Genomic DNA, 20,956 nt, shown 5'->3' on the forward strand with positions numbered 1-20,956 from the left:
CTCTAACATATAAGATCAATTAAAATCCTCTTAGTTTTCATAAGAGGTACGCATTTTTTACTCATTATTTAACTAATTTATGGAAATCACATTGTTAGATTTTATTTTTTTTAGTCGACAATATTTTTCATTAAGTTCCAATTACATGAAAAGTTACTTCTTATAATAAAAGAATGGTAATAGTTTACTAAAAATTAAAACTTTTCTAAATTTAATTATGCTATTGTGGAAATAGGCAAATTAAATGATTTCAATTACAAATCTAAGCCATACGGTCTATGTTTTGTGAATATGTAAGAAGTTGATCTTATGATTTTTTGCCCATATCCTATTTTCGTTTTTTTTCTTAGTAAAAAAAGCAAAGCTACAAAAAAACATTTAAGGAGGTGCCTAAAAGCCTACTTAGGATTACATAGACTGTTAGCAAGATAATTTATGTAAATCAACTTTAAACAGTTTTTTTTGCTTATTTTCAAAAAATTCGTTATTTTTTCACCTTATTTAGTGTACAGTCTAGCCCAATTTGTCTATTGAAGAAACTAGGGTGCTCAAAGAATCTTCAACCAGAATCTCATCATTTGGACCAACGAATAATTTGTTTTTTACTTCTCTTTAACGATGGGCGATCAATTCTCTTGTTCTTAGCTACTCCAATTCATCCAATAAATCAATTTGAAAAACTTAATAGGAGGTTTTTGTTATATGTTAGAAAATCGATTTGAACAAAAGATTATATTATTTAAAAAAATTAAGGGAAATCTTAAGAGAAATACAGCGCTTCTTGTTTGTACTAGTCTAGTTTTTTTGGTGGTGCGTTTGGGGATTTATTTAACAAACCTGCGCAGGCAGCTGTAGGAAATCATGTTGTAATTAGCGAAGTTTATGGTGGTGGAGGTAATAGCGGTACTTCCTACAAAAATGATTATATTGAACTTTATAATCCTACAGATTCGAGTGTAAGCTTGTCTGGATGGTCTGTCCAATATGCTTCTTCAACTGGTACATTCAGTAGCATTACAAATTTGTCAGGTAGTATTGGGTCACATCAGTATTATTTAATTAAAGAAGCAAGTGGTGGCGGTGGAACAGTTGATTTACCAACTGCAGATGCTACAGGTACAATAAATTTAAGTGCAAGCAGTGGAAAAGTTGCGCTAGCAAAGGTTACTACAGCGGTATCAGGTTCGACGAATTCAAATGTAGTAGATTTTGTTGGTTTCGGCTCTGCAAATGATTCAGAAACTACACCAGTAGGTACTATTTCTGCCACGACAAGTATAGAGCGTAAAGACAACAATGGTGGAACTGCCCAAGGTCAAGGAAATGGTTGGGACACGAATAATAATGCGAATGACTTTGTGATTACGAGCAGTCTAGTTCCTCAAAATACGTCTTCTACGGCTGAACCTTCATCACAAACTGATACTGGAACTGATAATGACAATATAGGATTAGGAAACCCAAGTGGTGCTACAAGTAATATATCTAATTCTAGCAATTATTTGATGGTTAAATCTCAGTATGATCTATCTTACAACAATAGCAAACACGAGCCTAACTGGGTTAGCTGGCACGTAGGTTCATCTGATCTTGGAAGTGCGGCTCGTCAGGATGACTTCCGTGCTGATACTACATTGCCATCAGGGTGGTATCAAGTTACTGCTAGTGAATTTTCAGGAAGCGGATTTGATCGCGGTCACATGTGTCCATCCGCTGACCGTACCTCTACTGTTGCTAGCAATTCAGCAACTTTTCTAATGAGCAATATGATTCCTCAAGCTCCAAATAACAACGAGGTTACTTGGGCAAATTTAGAAGAGTATAGTCGTTCACTTGTAACTGCTGGAAATGAATTATATGTAATATCTGGTGGCTATGGATCTGGTGGCTATGGATCTGGTGGCTATGGATCTGGTGGCTATGGATCCGGAGGCACTGGATCTAATGGATATAAGACTACTGTTGGGAATGGTGTTGTCGTACCAGCAAAAACATGGAAAGTGATCGTTGTATTACCAAATGGGAATAACGATGTAAGTCGAATTACATCTTCTACGAGAGTAATAGCTGTAGTGTTACCAAATGATCAAACAACTTCTAGCCATCCTTGGAGCTACTACAGAGTAAGTGTAGATTCAATTGAGTCATTGACTGGTTACGACTTCTTATCCTCAGTGCCGGCTAACGTTCAAAGTGCCATCGAAGCTAGCGTTGACAATGGTCCTACTAATTAATATAAGTGAGACATTTAAATAATTAGAATAAGGGAACGTGTACAAAGATCTTTTCGTAACACATTCCCTTCTCAATCTTAAATCTCCCCTATTTATAAAAGAGCTCATCGTACTTATTCTAAATGAGGTTTTTTCGCACTCATATTTATTTTGGTAATTGTAATAACTCTATACTTTCACCGCTTGGTCCTTTAAAAAAGTAAATTTTGATACCATCTACACTTTCTCTCGGTATCTCTGTTGATAAACTGACACCATTTTCTTTTAACTTTTCTATCTCTCTTTCAATATTTTCTACACTAAAAGCAATATGGCTGATTACTCCTTCTGCCCTCTCCTTTTCATCATCTAGAAATTGCAACAGTTCAATTTTTTGATTACCTGCTTTTAACAATGTGTACTGAGTTATTTCGTCTTTCCCTTGCTTTTGGACTATGCACCCTAAAACTTTAGTATAGAAGTCAACCGATTCTTTCATGTTTTGTACAACTATTCCTACATGAGAATACCTCATTTCACACCTCCAGGTTAGGTTATGTAACAGACTCCTGCTATATTGAGAAACATCCAAACATTAATAATTCAATAACCTCATTTACTTATGATACGGCTCATTCCTATTAATTCTAAATGAACGATAGATTTGCTCAACTAAAACCAACTTCATTAATTGATGTGGAAAAGTCATTTTTGAAAATGACAATGTATCATCCGCTCTTTTCATTACAGCATCACTTAGACCTAATGACCCGCCAATCACAAATGCTACTTTGCTGTTTCCATACGTGGCAAGTTGATCTATTTTTTTTGCTAATGATTCAGACGTATGTTCCTTCCCCTTAATGGCTAATGCAATTACATAAGCATCTTCTGCTATTTTACTTAAGATTCTTTCGCCTTCTTTTTCCTTTACGATTAGCATGTCTGCATCGCTTAAATTCTCCGGTGCCTTTTCATCTGGGACTTCGATCATATCCATTTTTGTATAACTAGATAATCGTTTTATGTATTCATCAATCCCCATCTTTAAATACTTCTCTTTTAACTTTCCAACACTGATAATTGAGATATTCACACTATATCCTCACTTTACGAACAAGTTATACACAAAAGTTATCCACATACCCACAATTTCTATCCACATTTAGTGGGGGAATCTATGTTCGATACAATATATATGGCATCATTTTGACAATATTCACAGGTTGTGGATATATTATGCGTTTTTTCGACTTTATTCAACAGGGGTGTTTCACTATACTTATCCACAAAATCGTCAAGAGCCCATTCTATATGTTCATCACAGCTTAAAATTACTTTTTCCACTTATACACAGCTCCTTTTTTTAGCACAAAAAAAAGAGGAGAAAGTAAACTCTCCCCTTGAGTATGCGCTTTGTTTTATACATACACTATATCTGTTGGTTTTTGAGGGTCCGTATCATGAATTTCGAATTGCATCCCAACTTCAAATCCTTTTCCCTCTAATGTTTGTGTAACAGACATTCTGGCAAGCTCTTTCATATTATTATCTTGGCTTAAATGAGCAAGATAAATACGTTTTGTTTTGTCTCCAATTACATCTGACATCGCTAGTGCAGCATCCTCATTTGATACGTGACCAACATCGCTTAAAATACGGCGTTTAATGCTCCATGGATATCTACCCATGCGTAGCATTTCGACATCATGGTTACTTTCAAAAATGTACATATCTGCATTAGAAATGATCCCTTTCATTCGGTCACTTACATAGCCTGTATCCGTAATTGTAACAAATTTTTTCTCATTATGATGAAATACGTAAAACATTGGTTCAGCAGCATCATGTGATACACCAAATGATTCAACTTCAATATCCCCAAACTGAATCGTCGTTTCCATGTTAAAAATGAACTTTTGCTCTGTTGGAATTTCTCCAATTAAATGGTTCATTGCTTTCCATGTTTTTTCATTCGCGTAAATTGGGATTTGATATCTTCTGGCAAGAACTCCAAGTCCTTTAATATGATCACTATGCTCATGCGTGACTAGAATGCCGGAAACTTCTTTTATATCCCTGTTGATTTCTTTAAATAAAGACTCCATCGCTTTACCGCTTAGTCCTGTATCAACTAAAAGCTTAGTTTTCTCCGTCCCAACGTATAACGCATTTCCGGTACTTCCACTTGCAAGTACACTAAAATGCAGACTCATCGCTATTCACTCCATTGTTCTTTATCTATCTTAATTATTTGTCCCTCAATAGCATTAACAAAGTAATCCTGCTGTTCATTGACAACTATATGCCACGCGGGTGCTATGAATTTAACTCCATTCGATAACGGGATTACTGTATAATAGCCAAAATCAACTTTTGTAATTCGATCACTCGGTTTTAATTCATCTTTCACAAATAAATTTTCAATGGCCTTAATTGCCGGTAAACCTTCTTGCACATTCTTTTTATCGATCATTTCTTTTAAGTTTTCTAAATACTTTTGGCGATACCCGTAAATCTCATTATTATCGTTATACTTTATTTCAACTACTGAGCTATCGATATTATAAATTAGGCGATCTTTATAGGTTTGACAGAAATATATCGTTTTTGATGTTGGATCTATTTGACAATAATGATAGTTACCACCATTCCAAACATACTCCTTCACAAAGTTTTCTAAGAAGAGTATTTTATTTGTCTCTGCAATTGGAACTGGTTTTTTCAATTGACTTTGTAATACATCTTTGTAGATTTGTATATTCTGTCCTTTTCTATCAGCAATCGTTTTCTTTGAAAAATCCTTAATATTACCTGATATATAAGATTCCTTTAAAGAATTTTTAGGTAATGTCACATATGTGATATCATTTTCCTTTAATTGCTCCTCAATGCTCGATTCTGCCATCGTATCAAACTGATCGCTACTTCGCTTTTGATAATATTGAATCGCTAAAAATAAATCTAATACTAAGAAAGTTAAAATAAATATTGTTTTGATCCTACTCCAATCCAACAATATTCACCCCAGTTCTACTTAGCAAATCTTGATCAATCTTCTTATATGTGTCATCGTAATTTATAATCCAAACAGGTTTTAACTGAATTGCTCTATTATAGTAAGGCTGATTGATTGTTGATTTATCTTCATCAAATATCGTCTCGTACCCTAAGCTAATATCCTTAATAAGGGATTTATTAATAGATTTATTATTAGATATGATTTCCATAATTTGAGGACCAGCCATTAACTCCATTTCACTTTCCTTCTTGTCCACCTGGATTCTAAATTTATACAATGGACGTTTAAAGGTTTCTATATCGTCTACTCCCCAACTCGTCGTGATTGTTGAATTATTATACACAGGTAAATTATTTACAAAAAGTCTAAATGCAACTTCATTATTCTCAGGTTTAACACCAGACAAAATATATCCATCAGTCCAACCACCATGAGCATTAATAAAATCAACACTTCTTTGGACTAATAAATTAGGACTTTGATTATTATTGTTTTCAGACGTCGTCGGGTTAACAAAGGATATCGAACGATTTATTGGTGAAACTGACATTAATCTAGTACCGTCTGTGAATGTATCTCCTGAATCGGCACTTTCTTTTCGGACATTTGAAGGATCACTAAATATTGCATCTTTTAATTTATCAACATCTATATCCGTTGTAAGAAACTCCATCGTAGTTAATCTGATTGGTTTTTTAGGTAAATAAATTATTTTACCTGAATCTAACTTATATCTTAAGCTTTCAGTAAAGCTTTCGTAATTGTCTCTAATCTTTTCAACAGAAGCAATAATTGAAGAGTTATCAAAGGTTGCTCCATAGAGAATATTTTGTGCTTCATTTGAAAAATAAATCCTTGCTGAAGAATCCTGTTTAGTAGATAAATTGATGATGATTCGGTCAAATAAAACATTTTGTAATCGTTTTGCATCTATATTAAGAACTTTGCCTAATGTCTCTACTGGCACTACAGTTGGAAAAATAATTTCTAATTTATTTTTTCCTTTTGTAATTGATTGGTAGGCAACTTCAGACGTTTTATTTGTTAGGTTTTCAAAATTTGTGATTTCGGATTTCTGCAATGATCTATAAATTGGTGAAATATTACTCTGTTTAGTTGTTTCATAATTTTTATTTGATTCATGAACAACTAATAAATTCGGAATTACTATGTCCTTAAAGTCTCTTTTTGCACCAATCGAAACTTTTTGGACATAGTCTTGATTTTGAAGTACATCGTATGTTGGTTGATATGACCATAAGCTATATGAAAGAACTAAGCTTACTATAACAAGAGTAGTTAATATAACTGATTTTATATGTTCTCTTCTCATTCCCACTCATCCTCTTGGTCATCAGCCACTGGAAGTGTGAAATAGACTGTTGTACCCTTTCCTTCTTCACTTTTAGCCCATATATGACCATCGTGCGCGTAAATCATTTCTTTTGCCAAAGCAAGCCCTAGGCCAGTGCCTCCAACTTGTCTCGATCTAGCTTTATCTACTCGATAGAAACGATCAAATATCTTTGATAGATTTTCTTTTGGAATTCCCATACCTTCGTCAGTAATACTAACTAATATTTGATCTCTAGATTCCTTAATACGATAAGTTACAGTCCCACCCTCTGGTGAATACTTTAGTGCATTTGAAATAATATTATCTAACACTTGTGTAATTTTATCTTCATCTATAAATACAAATCTTGTCTTACTTATAAACTCCCGTTTGAACGATACTTCTTGAGACTTACTCATTTCATGTCGATCAATTATACGATTAAATAATTCTGTAAAGTTAACCCAATCTTTCATTAAACGATATTCTGTACTATCTAACTTAGATAATTGTAATAAGTCATTTACTAGTCGAATCATTCGTTCTGTTTCATCTTGAGTTACTTGTAAAAACTTAGGTGCAATTTCTTTATTCTCCCAAGCTCCATCTGACAATGCTTCTAAATAACTTCTCATCGTTGTTAATGGTGTTCTTAATTCATGTGACACATTGGAGACAAAATCTCTACGTTCTTGCTCTATTTTTTCTTGTTCAGTTACATCATAAAGTACAGCGATTAGACCATTAACTTTACCGGATTCTTTTTGAATAGTTGAAAGACTAGCTCGTATAATCATTGGTCTCTTATTATTACTATAATCTAACATGATTGAATCTGGCTCATCGTATAAATCATCTAAAGTATTAATCTTTTCGATTCCCAATACTTCTAAGATTGATTTATTTAATACTGTTTCACGTGAAACATTAAGCATCGTTTCAGCTGGATCGTTTAAGAGAATAATTTTCCCTCTACGGTCAGTTGCAATAACCCCATCTGACATATGCTCTAGTACTGATTGAAGCTTTCTTCTTTCTCCATCCGTTGAAGCTCTGGCCTGCTGTAAATTACGTGATAGATTATTAAATGATATCGTTAATTCACCAATCTCATCTTCACTATAGGCCTTTAATTTGCGAGAGAAGTTTCCTTTCGCCATTTCTTGGGCCTGTCTTCTTATTTCAGAGATTGGCTTCGTAATTGCTTTAGCCAATAATATCCCTAAAATGGATGTAATCGCGACTGCTATAAGTGTACCAGTTGAAAAAATACGGTTAATTAATTCCATTCTTTCATAAGTGCTTTCCATTGAAGCACTTGTGTAAATGGCTGAAACAATTTCGTCACCTTCCATTACTGGGGTAACAATCGTTTTCATTCGATGACCATTTTTAGGATCAATTAACACTTTCTCAGTTCTTGTACCTACTAGAAGAGCTCTTTTTACTAAAATATCAGTAGTCCTTTTACCAACAATAGACCGATTACTAGAATCTGAAGTAGCAATGACTTCACTATTTTGGTTAATAACTCTTACGTCTGATATTCCAATATTCTTTCCGAAGTCAGAAACTATTTTTTGGATATTAGCTTTTACTTCTGGGTCATCAAGAGTTTTCTTTTTTTCATACTCTATTTTTATATTATAAGCCAGTAGCTTAGCACGTTCGTTTATCGCAACTGTAAAACTGTTTACGAGTTGCTTTTCAAGCTCTCTTGAAAAATAAACGCTAATAATTTGCATAGCTACTAAGATGAGCAAAATATAAACAAGTACAAATTTAAATACAATTGATTTAAATAAACCAACTTTATTATAAGCTGCCATTAATCTTGCTCCGGATCACGCAGGTAATATCCTACTCCTCTTCTTGTTACAATGAAAAGTGGATAACTTGGATTGTCCTCAATTTTTTCACGAAGTCTTCGAATTGTTACATCGACAGTTCGCACATCTCCAAAGTAATCATAACCCCAAACAGTTTGAAGTAAATGTTCTCTCGTCATAACCTGTCCGATATGCTTCGCTAAGTAATATAGTAATTCAAATTCGCGGTGAGTTAATTCAATCTTCTCACCACGTTTAGTAACGATATAAGCGTTTGGATTGATAACAAGCGAGCCAATAATAACTTCAACTGACTCCTCTTTTTCAGATGGAGTTCCTGTTTGGTGTCTACGTAAATTTGCTTTTACTCTGGCAAGCAACTCACGTGTACTAAATGGTTTTGTTACGTAGTCATCTGCTCCCATTTCTAAACCTAGTACTTTATCTAATTCTGAGTCTTTGGCTGTAATCATAATGATCGGCATTTCATGGTTCTTTCTTATTTCTCTACAAACTTCTAAACCATCTCTAATTGGTAACATAATATCTAATAAAACTAGGTCAGGAAGAAACTCATCTACTTTTTGTAAAGCTTCCTCTCCATCATACGCGCAAACAATTTCAAAACCTTCTTTTTCTAAATTAAACTTCAATATATCAGCAATTGGTTTTTCATCATCGACTATTAATATTTTTTTATTCATTCCCCGCACTCCTTTTCTAGTCAGTTTTTGCTACCGTCAATTCTATACATATCTTTTGCAATTTAATATTAAATTAGGCAACAAATAAACTTATCATAGTAATTTCGTTTTGTGGACTATCTCTCTAAATATAATACGACTACGATCTTATGTGTTATTCTTTTTGTATATAAACACTAGATTTTTGAAAAAAACCTCTAGCTTGTTGCTAGAGGTCTACTCCACTTACTTCTATTTTAAATTAAGTAGGTTTTTTTGTAAAATCGAACTGTTTTATTCTATTTTCATAAGGTCGATATAAAATAAAAAACTACTGTATATACAGTAGTTTTTATGATGGCTCGGGACGGAATCGAACCGCCGACACGAGGATTTTCAGTCCTCTGCTCTACCGACTGAGCTACCGAGCCATTATATGGCGGTCCCGACCGGGATCGAACCGGCGATCTCCTGCGTGACAGGCAGGCATGTTAACCGCTACACCACGGGACCAAGAAAATTTTATTTTAAAAAAGGATGACCCGTACGGGACTCGAACCCGTGTTACCGCCGTGAAAGGGCGGTGTCTTAACCGCTTGACCAACGGGCCACATTAATTTGAGAAAATGGTGAGCCATGAAGGATTCGAACCTTCGACCCTCTGATTAAAAGTCAGATGCTCTACCTACTGAGCTAATGGCTCACAATTTAGAATATATTACTTAAACTTCATAAACTATGTACTAGTTATGACGACAAGGTTTATCTTATCATACTTTCTAATAAATTTGCAATAGTTTTTTTAAAAAAATAATAAAAGCCCCTAAATTTTTATTTAAGGGCTTTTTATTATATTAAGCTCCGTAAACGTTACGCACGATATTCGTTTGGTTACGATCTGGACCAACTGAGAATACAGATAATGGAATGCCTACTAATTGAGACACACGTTCTACATAATGTCTTGCATTAACTGGTAGTTCATTAAGAGTTTTTACTCCTGTAATATCTTCTGTCCAACCTGGAAGTTCTTCATAAACTGGCTCACATTCTGCAAGTTGTTTTAAGCTAGCAGGGAACTCAGAAATTGTTTCTCCACGGAATTTATAAGCAACGCAAATTTTTACAGTCTCTAGACCTGTTAATACGTCAATTGAGTTAAGTGATAAATCAGTAATACCACTAACACGACGAGCGTGACGAACTACTACACTATCAAACCAACCTACACGTCTTGGTCTTCCAGTAGTTGTACCGTACTCACGACCTACTTCACGAATTGTATTTCCAATTTCGTCAAAAAGCTCAGTTGGGAATGCACCTTCACCAACACGAGTAGTGTAAGCTTTACAAACACCAACAACGTGATTAATTTTTGTCGGACCAACACCAGATCCAATTGTTACTCCACCTGCAACTGGGTTAGAAGAAGTAACGAATGGATATGTACCTTGGTCGATATCTAGCATTACACCTTGTGCGCCTTCAAATAATACGCGCTTTCCACCATCAATTGCATCATTTAATACAACTGAAGTATCACACACATATTTTTTAATTTGTTGCCCGAACTCATAATATTCTTCAAAAATCTCATCGATATTTAATGCATTTGAATCATACATTTTTTCAAATAAATTATTTTTCTCTTCAAGATTACGTTTTAATTTTTCGTAAAACTCTTCTTTATCTAAAAGGTCTGCCATACGGATTCCCACACGAGCAGCTTTGTCCATATAAGCTGGTCCAATACCTTTTTTAGTAGTACCAATTTTATTATCACCTTTACGCTCTTCTTCTAACTCATCTTGTTTTAAATGATAAGGTAAGATCACATGAGCACGGTTACTAATACGTAAGTTGTCAGTTGTAACACCTTTATCATGTAGGTATGCTAGCTCTTGAACTAAAGCTTTAGGATCTACAACCATACCATTTCCAATAACACAAATTTTATCTGAGAAGAAAATACCTGATGGAATTAAATGAAGTTTGTACTTTTCACCATTAAATACGATTGTATGACCTGCATTGTTACCACCTTGATATCTAGCAACTACTTCTGCCTGTTGTGATAAAAAGTCAGTAATTTTTCCTTTTCCTTCGTCTCCCCATTGAGAACCAACTACTACTACTGATGACAATGTACTGCACCTCCGATTAAAATACGCTATTTCCGAACTAAAACCAAAACTAGTATATCAAACTTACGGAATTTGTCAATAAATCTCTTTGAATAATTCTGTTCTAAGTTTTTTTTGTTCGTAAATACAAACTAAAGAATTTGATAAAAATAGTTTGCCCTAACAAAAAAAAATAATCACATAGATTCACTATGTGATTATTTTTAGCTGACATCCAAGTAGTAGATATCAGACAATTGAACATATTTGCGACTGTCTGATTCCAAACTATTTTTAGGCACCTGGTGCTTGCTCATCAAACCTTCGTTCTAAGTTTACGAACTTGTTATATTCTTTTACGAATGCTAACGAAACAGTACCTACTGGACCATTCCTTTGTTTAGCAATAATGATTTCAATAATATTTTTATTCTCCGATTCTTTATCATAGTAATCGTCTCGGTATAAGAACGCAACAATATCCGCATCTTGCTCAATACTTCCTGATTCACGGATATCGGACATCATTGGACGTTTATCCTGTCTTGACTCAACGCTACGTGATAGCTGAGATAAGGCTATTAGAGGTACTTTTAATTCCCTCGCCAGACCTTTAAGAGAACGTGAAATTTCAGATACTTCTTGTTGACGATTTTCTCCACTTTTGCCGTTACCTTGAATAAGCTGCAGATAATCAATTAGGATCATTCCTAAGCCATGCTCTTGCTTTAGTCTTCTACACTTAGCACGTATGTCGTTTACTCTAATACCTGGTGTATCATCGATATAAATGCCTGTACCAGCTAAGCTACTAGCAGCCATCGTAAGCTTATTCCAATCCTCTTGTTCAAGATTACCTGTACGCAATGCCTGTGCGTTAATATTTCCTTCCGCACATAGCATACGCATAACAAGCTGATCTGATCCCATCTCAAGACTGAAAATTGCTACGTTTTCATCTGTTTTAGTAGCTACGTTTTGTGCGATATTCAATGCAAAAGCCGTTTTACCTACTGAAGGACGGGCGGCTACTATAATTAAGTCATTCGGCTGAAATCCCGCTGTCATTCGATCTAAATCGGTAAACCCTGTCGGTACACCCGTGATTTCGCCGCGTTGATTAAATAAGGTCTCAATTTTACTAAATGTAGTAAATACTACATCTTTAATACTTTGAAAACCAGAAACGTTTGTGCGCTGAGCTACTTTTAAAATACTTTTTTCAGCCTCGTTTAGTACAACATCTACTGGAGTATCTGGCGCATAGCTTTCCGTTACAATATTTGTAGCGGTTCTTATTAATCTTCTTAAAGTAGATTTTTCTTCAACGCTCTTTGCATAGTATTCAACGTTAGATGCCGTTGGTACTGAAGCCAGCAAATCATTTAAGTATGATACTCCTCCTACTTCTTCTAACACTCCTTGATTAGCTAGTTCAGAAGTTAGCGTGATAACATCTAGAGGCTCATTCCTTGAAGCAATCTTAAGCATTGCTTCAAATATTTTTTGATGGGCAGCTCGATAAAAGTCATCTGGTAAAAGCCGTTCTGAAGTTGATATTAGCGCCTCTGAGTCTAACAGTATAGCTCCTAATACAGCCTGTTCAGCTTCTATATTCTGTGGTGGAGTACGATCATTTAGCAAATCACTCATTTCTAGTCCTCCAGATGCTTGTTTTTCTTATTGTTCTTTAACGTGTACTTTTAAAGTTGCACTTACTTCAGAATGCAATTTAACTTTAATATTTGTTACACCTAGTCCTCTAATCGCATCATTCATTTCGAATTTACGCTTATCTAGTTTAATACCATGTACTTTTTGAAGCTCATCAGCAATTTGCTTGCTTGTGATTGATCCGAAAAGACGACCGCCCTCACCCGATTTAGCTTTTAATTCTACTGTTAGAGTTTCAATTGTTTCTTTTAGCTTTTTACAATTTTCTAATTCGATTTGTGCATCTTTTAATTCTTTATTTTTTTTCGCTTCAAGAGTTTTCATATTACCTGCAGTAGCTTCAATAGCATCTCCGTTTTTGATTAAGAAGCTTGCATAGCCATCTGCGATATTTTTAGTTTCTCCTTTTTTACCTTTTCCTTTTACATCTTTTAAGAAAATTACTTTCATTTGTTTGTTCTCCCTTCAATATATTCATCGATTATTCTCAATAAATGTTGTTCAACTTCTCTGATTGAAGAAGATTCAATTTGCGCAGCAGCATTTGTTAAGTGACCACCACCACCAAGCTCTTCCATTATTAATTGAACATTTATATTCCCTAATGAACGACTGCTGATGCTAACAACATTATCTGACCTTTTTGCAATAATAAAAGATGCAATGACATCAGTCATCGTTAATAATGTATCTGCAGCCTTTGCAATTAAAACTTGATCATAGTTTACATTGTCTTTTCCAAAGCTAATCGCAAATCCCTCTTTGTACATATAGGCTTCCTCTATCAATTCTGCTTTGCGAATATATTCATTCATATCTTGTTTTAGTAAATTTTGAACGAGGATCGTATCTGCGCCATTCGAACGCAAGTATGACGCTGCGTCAAAAGTTCGTGCCCCTGTTCGGAAAGTAAAACTCTTTGTATCAACAATAATACCTGCAAGTAAGGCTGTTGCCTCAAGCATGCTTAATTTTATTTTCTTAGGCTGGTACTCCAATAACTCAGTTACTAATTCTGCAGTAGAGGAAGCGTACGGCTCCATATAAACTAGAATTGCATCCTTAATGAAGTCCTCTCCTCTTCGATGATGGTCTATAACAACAATTTTATCTGTCTCATTTAAAAGTGATTCTTCTTCAACCATTGTTGGTCTATGAGTATCTACTACGATTATTAATGTATCTTCAGAAATAAGTTCTTTTGCTTTTTCGGGTGTAATAAAACAAGACATAAATTGTTCATTTTTAGACATTTCCCTCATCAAACGATTAACACTTTTATCTACTTCATCTTTATTAATTACTACATAACCATCCACTTCATTATGCATTACCATTTTTAAGATACCAACCGCTGAACCAAGAGCATCCATGTCAGGTAACTTATGTCCCATTATCATAACATTGGTGCTACTTTTCATTAAATCTCTTAATGCATGCGAGATTACCCTCGCTCTAACCCTCGTCCTCTTTTCTACAGGGTTTGTTTTTCCACCAAAAAACTTTACTTTACCGTTAATGTTTTTAACAGTTACTTGATCTCCCCCGCGACCTAGTGCTAAATCTAAACCAGATTGAGCTAGTTGGCCAAGTTCGGTTAAATTCAAACTACCTACTCCTACACCGACGCTTAGAGTAAGAGGTAAATTACGCTTTGTAGTTTCTTCCCTTACTTGGTCTAATATAGAGAATTTATTATTTTCTAATGCTGCCAGTATTCCTTCATTTAAAACTACACTATATCGATCGGATGAAACACGTTTCAAGAACATACCATGGCTATTAGCCCAACTATTTAACATTGTTGTTACTGCACCATTTACACTAGAACGCTCTTGATCATCTAGGCCCTGTGTCATTTCATCGTAATTATCTAATAAAATAATTCCGATTACTGTTCTTTGGTCTTCGTATAACTTCTCTAGTTGTGCTTGTTCTGTCACATCAAATAAGTAAATGTATCGCTCTTCTCTTTTAATAACTACTCGATATGTTCTTTTACTTATATTCAATACATCTTCTTTTTTCTCTTTTTTCGAAATTAAAGCCATTAATCCTTCAGATAGATCATATATGTGTTTACCAATTAATGAACGATCGTCTAAAATATTTAAAATATATTGATTGCCCCATTCAATATGGTACTCTCTATCATAAAGTAATACTCCAATTGGCATTTCTGTAATTGCTTCATTACTTAAATTCTTTACTCTCGACATAACTGATTCTATATACATGTCTAAAACGTAGCGGTACTTAATTTCTAACTTTACAACTAGAAAAATAACGCATAAAAAGATAACGATAAAAATTATCCCTATTTTAGGTTGAATATAGACCACAGTTCCGATCAGAAACACTGAAAGAGCAGTTAAAAGATAGACGGGTATAAGAAACATCTGTTTCTTATGAAAATCTTGCATATGTTCAACCCCTAAGCCAAATAAAATCTAACTTACATATTAAAGTTTATTCACTTTTTCACAACTAATTAGTAACAAATATGTTTTTAAGTTTAAATTTTTCTTCTATTAAATATTCCAATTGAGACAATTCCAATTAGTAAAACAATATAAATTAATGGTTGAATGATAAAACTTGCAATCAATATAATAATTGGTACCGCTTTAGAAAAATGTTTTAAATAACTAAAATAAAATATCGATGCGTAACCTTGAACGAGCAGTAAAATTTGAAGTACATATGTTAAGTTAATCACTGCTGTACTGAGGAAACTACTTTGTTTCAAATTGAAGAATGAAAAAATCATTACAATTAAAAAGAACCACATGAATCCCACTGGGAGTCTAAACTCTCTAAATGGCTTAAATTTCGGAGTTTTATAACCTAATCTCCTTATTAATGGAAAAGTTACTAGTTGTGTTAAAAAAGCAAGTATAAAACTGACCATTAACAATAATGAAGGAATTAATGTAGGGATTAATTTAATAGCATTTGTAAGACTATCTAATGCCTTTTCATTGGCGTTTGTACCAAGACTGGCACTTAGTTCCTTGCTTTTTTCTATAGCTTCCGTTGCCAAGTCTATATTCTCTTTAACGAAATCAATATGAAAAACAGCTTTGAATAGTATGTACGATAGTACTGTATGTATTAAATATAAGAAAGTACTAGTAAGTAATATCTCTCCTTTACTTCGCTCATTTTTCAATAGATAGCCAAACGCTATACCAACTGTTGAGTACATTAAAGTAACTGGAAGTAAATTAAATGAGGTAATCACAATCGTTAACCCCAGTGCCACACAGCAAAGTAAAAGTGATTCCTTAATTGAGTATTTAATACTTAGAATAATAAACGGCAGCGGCATAAGGAATGCCATAAATATTGAGAGAAACGGTACAAATCTAAATATTAACAGTAGTACTGAGTAAATAGCTAATAGTACTGCACCCTCGGTAATAAATCGAGTCGATTTCAAAATAAAGCTCCTTTCAACTACCTCTACTTATTTCACGATAAGCATACTATTTCTTATTTTACCATAAAACTTATTTTTTCATAAATACAAAAAAAGTACAGCACTAGAATGCTGTACTTTTTATTACTTAGCTTATTCAGCTACGTATGGTAATAAAGCCATTTGACGAGAGCGTTTGATTGCAATCGTTAATTTACGTTGGTATTTCGCAGAAGTACCAGTTACACGACGAGGTAAAATTTTACCACGTTCAGAAACGAAACGTTTTAATAACTCAGTATCTTTGAAGTCAATTGTAGTGATGCCATTTGAAGTAAAGTAACAAACTTTACGACGTTTAGCGCGTCCACCTTTGCGTCCACCCATTGCCATTGTTATTTCCCTCCTCTACTTAAAAATTAGTTTTTTAGTAATGCTAACCGTTCAACATTACACTGTTTTTATTATTAGAAAGGAAGATCGTCATCAGTAATATCAATCGTTTTGCTTGTCCCACCGAATGGATCATCATTAAAGCTAGGCTTCTGAGATGGTGCTTCGAAAGGATTTCCAGCGTTAAAACCTTGATTTTGTTGGTTCATACCGAATGAACCACCTTGGTTACCTGATGCATTTCTTGGTTCTAAGAATTGAACAGAGTCGGCTACAACTTCAGTTACATATACTCTCTTACCATCTTGACCATCAAAACTTCTAGTTTGAATACGTCCCTCAACGCCAGCTAAGCTTCCTTTTTTCAAGAAGTTTGCTACGTTTTCAGCAGGCTTTCTCCAGATAACGCAGTTAATAAAATCTGCATCTCTTTCACCTTGCTGATTTGAGTAGGTACGATTCACCGCTAGAGTAAATGTTGCAACGGCAACCCCACTTGGCGTATAACGTAAGTCCGGATCCTTTGTTAAGCGACCTACAAGTACAACACGATTGATCATCTGATTCCTACCTCCCTAAAGCATTTAAAAAAAATTATTTTTCTTCTTCACGGATAACGATGTGGCGGATGATATCTTCGCTGATTTTCGCTAAACGATCGAATTCTTGTACAGCTTCTGGCTTAGCAGAAACATTTACAAGCATGTAGTGTCCATCACGGAAATCGTTAATTTCATAAGCTAAACGACGTTTACCCCACTCTTTAACGTTTGTGATTTCAGCACCTTGTTCAGTTAAAACGCCGTTGAAACGCTCAACTAATGCTTTTTGTGCTTCGTCTTCCATGTTTGGACGAACGATGTACATGATTTCGTATTTATTCATCACAATGTCACCTCCTTTTGGTCTAACGGCCCAATTAAGGGCAAGGAGCAATTTAATTAATCACTCACGAGTTAAAATTATAGCATAGTTTTTTAAAGATAGCAAATCAATAATTCATTTGCTATTCTCATTAAACATTAAATCGGAAATGCATTACATCTCCATCTTGTACGATATACTCTTTACCTTCAAGACGTACTTTACCTGCTTCTTTTGCTGCTGTCATGTTACCATAAGTCGCTAAATCTTCAAAAGAAACTGTTTCTGCGCGGATAAAGCCACGTTCGAAGTCACTATGAATTACGCCAGCACATTGTGGAGCTTTCATACCTTTTTTAAATGTCCAAGCTCTTACTTCTTGTACACCTGCAGTGAAATAAGTTGCCAATCCTAATAAAGAATAAGCTGCACGAATTAATTGATCTAAACCTGATTCTTCAATTCCAAGTTCTTGAAGGAATGTACGTTTCTCTTCATCATCTAACTCAGCAATTTCTTCTTCAATTTTTGCACTAATTACAATTACTTGAGAACCTTCTTCAGCTGCAAATTCTCTTACTTTTTCAACGTATTCGTTTGATGAAGCGTCTGCGATGTCTTCTTCACCAACATTTGTGATGTAAAGCATTGGCTTAGTCGTTAATAAATGTAATCCTTTTACTACTTTCATTTGCTCTTCCGTAAACTCTACTGAACGAGCTGGCTTGTCATTTTCAAATGCTTCTCTTAATTTTACTAAAATTTCATGTTCATAAGATGCATCTTTATCTTTTTGTTTCGCTAATTTAGCTACACGGTCAATACGTTTTTCAACTGATTCTAAGTCTGCAAGAATTAGTTCTAAGTTAATTGTTTCAATATCTGCAATTGGATCTACTTTTCCAGATACGTGAGTAATATTATCATCTGCAAAGCAACGTACTACTTGGCAAATTGCGTCCACTTCACGAATATGAGATAAAAACTTATTTCCTAATCCTTCACCTTTACTTGCACCTTTAACGATCCCTGCGATATCAGTAAATTCAAAAGTTGTTGGAACAGTTTTTTTAGGTTGAACTAATTCAGTTAATTTTTCTAAACGATAATCTGGTACTTCTACTACACCTACGTTTGGATCAATTGTACAAAACGGATAGTTAGCTGATTCAGCACCCGCTTGTGTAATTGCATTAAATAATGTCGACTTTCCTACGTTTGGTAATCCTACGATTCCTGCTGTTAATGGCATATTTTCCACTCCTATACGAACTTAGTTAATCTTTCACAATTATATTGATTTCAAAAAAAAATAACAAGAAAATCTGAATATTAATTCTAAACATACGAAAGGTATCTAATACAAGCGATTCTTCAAATCGCCCTACTAGATACCCATTGATTTAAAAATCGTCCTACTCTTCAGATCGTACTAAAACTTTTTTTAATTTTCGTGTGAACTCTCTGCGAGGTATTAAAACGCTATGCTCACATCCCTCACATTTTAATCGAATGTCCATACCCATTCGAATAATTTTCCATCTGTTCACTCCACAAGGATGAGGTTTTTTCATTTCTACTATATCATTTAGGTTAAATTCTTTTTCTTCCATGTGAAAACTTCACTTCCTTAAAATAGTAGCATACAAACTATACATTCGCATTTTCATTTTTAGTTTCTGGTTGTTTATATAATACCATCTTTGGATACGAAATTTCTATGTTATTTCTTTCAAGTACTTCCTTAATTTCTTTTCGAATTGCTCTAGAAATTTTAAACTGTGTCATTGCTCTAACTTCTGAAGAGATTCGCAATGTTACTTCAGATGGACCTAAGTTTTGTATCCCAAGAAATTCTGGAGGTTTTACCATTTCTTCATATCTAGCTGGCATAGTTTCTAAATGTTCTTCAATTACATTTTGTGCATGTTCAATATCGCCCTCATATGAAATACTAACATCGACCAATGCCACAGCATTATGTAATGAAAAATTGGTTACTTCAGTAATCATTCCATTTTGGATGATATGAAGCTCACCAGTTCCGCTTCTAATTTTAGTTGTTTTTAAACCAATTGATAGTACTGTTCCTTCGAAAGTTTGAACTCTAATGTAGTCACCAACTGAAAATTGATCTTCAAACAAAATAAAAAATCCAGAAATGATATCTTTTACTAAGCTTTGTGCACCAAAACCAATTGCTACGCCACCTATTCCTGCTCCAACTAAAAGTCCTTTTATTTCCACACCAAATATCGGGAGAATCGTTAAAGCAGCAATAAAGAATATGACATATGCAAGTACATTTTCCATCAATTTAATAAGTGTTACTGATCTTCTTTCTGATACTTGTAACGGTCCTCTAGCATTAACCTTTAAAAGATTACGGATTAACTTTCTTCCGAGTTTTACAGCCAATACTGAAACGATAATAATTAGAGCTATTTTTATTGATGAATTTAAAATTGTGTCCCATTGTTCCGGAGTTAGCATGCTTTTTTTTATTACTTTTTCAGCATTTTCTATTTTATCTGCTGCATTATTCATACTGTCTTTTCCCCCTATCTATTTTCAAGTGACTTCAATCGTAATACTAAACGAATTATCATTTTAAAACTACAAATATGAACAAATGTAATAATAGTTTAATTTAATAACGAAGATCGCTTGACGAAAGTATAAATTGTTTAAATTTTGCATAAACTAATACTACTCTCTTAAATGAAAAGTAGGCGATATTATGCAATTTTCAGCAAATCCTTTGCGTAACCTATTCAAGGATGATTATTCTGTATTTCTAGATGACGAAAACGCTATTAACAGATTTGCAGATCGTTTATGTAAGTCGCTTCCAAGTGTACACACTAAAGAAATTGTTTTTGTATGTATTGGAACTGACCGTTCTACGGGAGACTCTTTAGGTCCTTTAGTTGGAACCATGTTAGGAGAATTAAACTTAAGTAGGTTTCATTATTATGGTACTCTTGATGAGCCAATTCATGCGTTAAATCTTTCAGAACAACTTGAAAGAATTAAAGGTAAATATAACAATCCATTTATCATTGCTGTAGATGCATGTTTAGGCAGAGTAAAAAGTATTGGTAGTGTACGTTTATCCAATGGTCCGTTAAAACCTGGTGCGGCAATGAAAAAAGAATTACCTTTAGTTGGCGAAATTAATTTAACCGGAGTTGTAAATGTTAGTGGATTTATGGAATTCTACGTTCTACAAAATACTAGATTAAGCCTTGTAATGAAAATGGCTAAGTTTATTGCGAATTCAATTAAAGAAACTGAAAGAAAATTTACGTGCCAATTAGATTTTTAACATAATAGTTTCCTAACTTTCAATTATAAAAAGGTCAGATAAAAACAAAAAGGGAGTATTAACTGCATTG

22 protein-coding genes and 4 tRNA genes are annotated in these 20,956 nt (G+C 34.1%); 3 read left to right on the top strand and 23 right to left on the bottom strand.

The genetic code is table 11. From position 1 onward, the window contains the following. The first annotated feature begins 702 nt into the window (after positions 1 to 702). Together ABEY15_RS19085 and ABEY15_RS19090 are read left to right on the top strand one after the other, a co-directional pair. Positions 703 to 855 carry a hypothetical protein gene (locus ABEY15_RS19085; protein ID WP_429891690.1) on the top strand — a complete coding sequence of 51 codons (153 nt, stop codon included), beginning with the start codon at positions 703 to 705 and terminating at the stop codon, positions 853 to 855. Between the two features lie 14 nt (positions 856 to 869). Next, positions 870 to 2,234: a DNA/RNA non-specific endonuclease gene (locus tag ABEY15_RS19090; protein ID WP_429891726.1), complete on the top strand. Its 1,365-nt coding sequence runs from the start codon at positions 870 to 872 to the stop codon at positions 2,232 to 2,234. A gap of 145 nt (positions 2,235 to 2,379) precedes the next feature. Here ABEY15_RS19090 and ABEY15_RS19095 read toward each other — a convergent pair whose 3' ends face one another. The 23 genes from ABEY15_RS19095 to ABEY15_RS19205 all read right to left on the bottom strand — a co-directional run bounded on the left by ABEY15_RS19095 (position 2,380) and on the right by ABEY15_RS19205 (position 20,105). Beyond that, positions 2,380 to 2,748 carry a VOC family protein gene (locus tag ABEY15_RS19095; protein ID WP_429891691.1) on the bottom strand — a complete coding sequence of 123 codons (369 nt, stop codon included), beginning with the start codon at positions 2,746 to 2,748 and terminating at the stop codon, positions 2,380 to 2,382. 81 nt (positions 2,749 to 2,829) lie between these two features. Next, positions 2,830 to 3,309 (bottom strand): 23S rRNA (pseudouridine(1915)-N(3))-methyltransferase RlmH, encoded by a 480-nt coding sequence (gene rlmH / locus ABEY15_RS19100; RefSeq protein ID WP_429891692.1) that lies wholly within the window; start codon positions 3,307 to 3,309, stop codon positions 2,830 to 2,832. Positions 3,310 to 3,368: 59 nt separating this feature from the next. Then, the gene (locus tag ABEY15_RS19105; RefSeq protein WP_056467203.1) at positions 3,369 to 3,560 is read right to left on the bottom strand and encodes a CxxH/CxxC protein; all 192 of its coding nucleotides are present in this window, start codon (positions 3,558 to 3,560) and stop codon (positions 3,369 to 3,371) included. Positions 3,561 to 3,634: 74 nt separating this feature from the next. Continuing rightward, on the bottom strand, positions 3,635 to 4,429 hold the full coding sequence (locus ABEY15_RS19110; RefSeq protein ID WP_098233308.1) for an MBL fold metallo-hydrolase: 795 nt from the start codon (positions 4,427 to 4,429) through the stop codon (positions 3,635 to 3,637). A 2-nt stretch (positions 4,430 to 4,431) separates the two neighbouring features. Then, a complete protein-coding gene (locus ABEY15_RS19115; protein WP_429891693.1) occupies positions 4,432 to 5,229 on the bottom strand; it encodes a two-component system regulatory protein YycI in 798 nt (265 codons plus the stop codon). After that, positions 5,216 to 6,568: a YycH family regulatory protein gene (locus ABEY15_RS19120; RefSeq protein WP_429891694.1), complete on the bottom strand. Its 1,353-nt coding sequence runs from the start codon at positions 6,566 to 6,568 to the stop codon at positions 5,216 to 5,218. Before ABEY15_RS19120 ends, ABEY15_RS19115 begins: the two co-directional genes overlap by 14 nt. Next, positions 6,565 to 8,400 (bottom strand): cell wall metabolism sensor histidine kinase WalK, encoded by a 1,836-nt coding sequence (walK, locus tag ABEY15_RS19125; RefSeq protein WP_097976437.1) that lies wholly within the window; start codon positions 8,398 to 8,400, stop codon positions 6,565 to 6,567. The genes ABEY15_RS19120 and walK overlap by 4 nt, the downstream gene beginning before the upstream one ends. Then, entirely contained in the window at positions 8,400 to 9,104 is a 705-nt protein-coding gene (yycF, locus tag ABEY15_RS19130; protein WP_097976436.1) for a response regulator YycF, read from the bottom strand. The genes walK and yycF overlap by 1 nt, the downstream gene beginning before the upstream one ends. Before the next feature lie 337 nt (positions 9,105 to 9,441). Next, positions 9,442 to 9,514, bottom strand: a tRNA-Phe gene (locus tag ABEY15_RS19135). Positions 9,515 to 9,520: 6 nt separating this feature from the next. Next, positions 9,521 to 9,596 (bottom strand) — tRNA-Asp (locus ABEY15_RS19140). 25 nt (positions 9,597 to 9,621) lie between these two features. After that, positions 9,622 to 9,693 (bottom strand) — tRNA-Glu (locus ABEY15_RS19145). A 17-nt stretch (positions 9,694 to 9,710) separates the two neighbouring features. Beyond that, positions 9,711 to 9,786, bottom strand: a tRNA-Lys gene (locus ABEY15_RS19150). 151 nt (positions 9,787 to 9,937) lie between these two features. Continuing rightward, complete coding sequence (locus ABEY15_RS19155; RefSeq protein WP_429891695.1) at positions 9,938 to 11,227, bottom strand: adenylosuccinate synthase; 1,290 nt, start codon at positions 11,225 to 11,227, stop codon at positions 9,938 to 9,940. Positions 11,228 to 11,500: 273 nt separating this feature from the next. After that, positions 11,501 to 12,859, bottom strand: a complete 1,359-nt coding sequence (gene dnaB / locus ABEY15_RS19160; protein WP_056467182.1) for a replicative DNA helicase — start codon at positions 12,857 to 12,859, stop codon at positions 11,501 to 11,503. 27 nt (positions 12,860 to 12,886) lie between these two features. Continuing rightward, positions 12,887 to 13,330: a 50S ribosomal protein L9 gene (gene rplI, locus ABEY15_RS19165; protein WP_429891696.1), complete on the bottom strand. Its 444-nt coding sequence runs from the start codon at positions 13,328 to 13,330 to the stop codon at positions 12,887 to 12,889. Beyond that, positions 13,327 to 15,303, bottom strand: a complete 1,977-nt coding sequence (locus ABEY15_RS19170; RefSeq protein WP_429891697.1) for a DHH family phosphoesterase — start codon at positions 15,301 to 15,303, stop codon at positions 13,327 to 13,329. Before ABEY15_RS19170 ends, rplI begins: the two co-directional genes overlap by 4 nt. A 92-nt stretch (positions 15,304 to 15,395) precedes the next feature. Then, positions 15,396 to 16,322 (bottom strand): YybS family protein, encoded by a 927-nt coding sequence (locus tag ABEY15_RS19175; protein WP_429891698.1) that lies wholly within the window; start codon positions 16,320 to 16,322, stop codon positions 15,396 to 15,398. Between the two features lie 132 nt (positions 16,323 to 16,454). Beyond that, on the bottom strand, positions 16,455 to 16,688 hold the full coding sequence (gene rpsR, locus ABEY15_RS19180; RefSeq protein ID WP_056467298.1) for a 30S ribosomal protein S18: 234 nt from the start codon (positions 16,686 to 16,688) through the stop codon (positions 16,455 to 16,457). 80 nt (positions 16,689 to 16,768) lie between these two features. Further along, positions 16,769 to 17,254 carry a single-stranded DNA-binding protein gene (gene ssb / locus ABEY15_RS19185; RefSeq protein ID WP_429891699.1) on the bottom strand — a complete coding sequence of 162 codons (486 nt, stop codon included), beginning with the start codon at positions 17,252 to 17,254 and terminating at the stop codon, positions 16,769 to 16,771. Positions 17,255 to 17,288: 34 nt separating this feature from the next. Then, entirely contained in the window at positions 17,289 to 17,579 is a 291-nt protein-coding gene (rpsF, locus tag ABEY15_RS19190; RefSeq protein WP_025568958.1) for a 30S ribosomal protein S6, read from the bottom strand. 130 nt (positions 17,580 to 17,709) lie between these two features. Then, positions 17,710 to 18,810 (bottom strand): redox-regulated ATPase YchF, encoded by a 1,101-nt coding sequence (gene ychF / locus ABEY15_RS19195; RefSeq protein WP_429891700.1) that lies wholly within the window; start codon positions 18,808 to 18,810, stop codon positions 17,710 to 17,712. 163 nt (positions 18,811 to 18,973) lie between these two features. Next, positions 18,974 to 19,171, bottom strand: coding sequence for a DUF951 domain-containing protein (locus tag ABEY15_RS19200; protein WP_098232427.1), 198 nt, complete (start codon positions 19,169 to 19,171; stop codon positions 18,974 to 18,976). Between the two features lie 37 nt (positions 19,172 to 19,208). Next, positions 19,209 to 20,105: a mechanosensitive ion channel family protein gene (locus ABEY15_RS19205; protein ID WP_429891701.1), complete on the bottom strand. Its 897-nt coding sequence runs from the start codon at positions 20,103 to 20,105 to the stop codon at positions 19,209 to 19,211. A 193-nt stretch (positions 20,106 to 20,298) separates the two neighbouring features. On the opposite strand from ABEY15_RS19205, the gene yyaC reads away from it, so the two are divergent. After that, on the top strand, positions 20,299 to 20,886 hold the full coding sequence (gene yyaC, locus ABEY15_RS19210; protein WP_049813552.1) for a spore protease YyaC: 588 nt from the start codon (positions 20,299 to 20,301) through the stop codon (positions 20,884 to 20,886). Positions 20,887 to 20,956 lie beyond the last annotated feature (70 nt).

It is taken from the genome of Gottfriedia acidiceleris, assembly GCF_050457485.1.
GTDB classification, from domain to species: Bacteria; Bacillota; Bacilli; order Bacillales; family Bacillaceae_G; genus Gottfriedia; species Gottfriedia acidiceleris_D.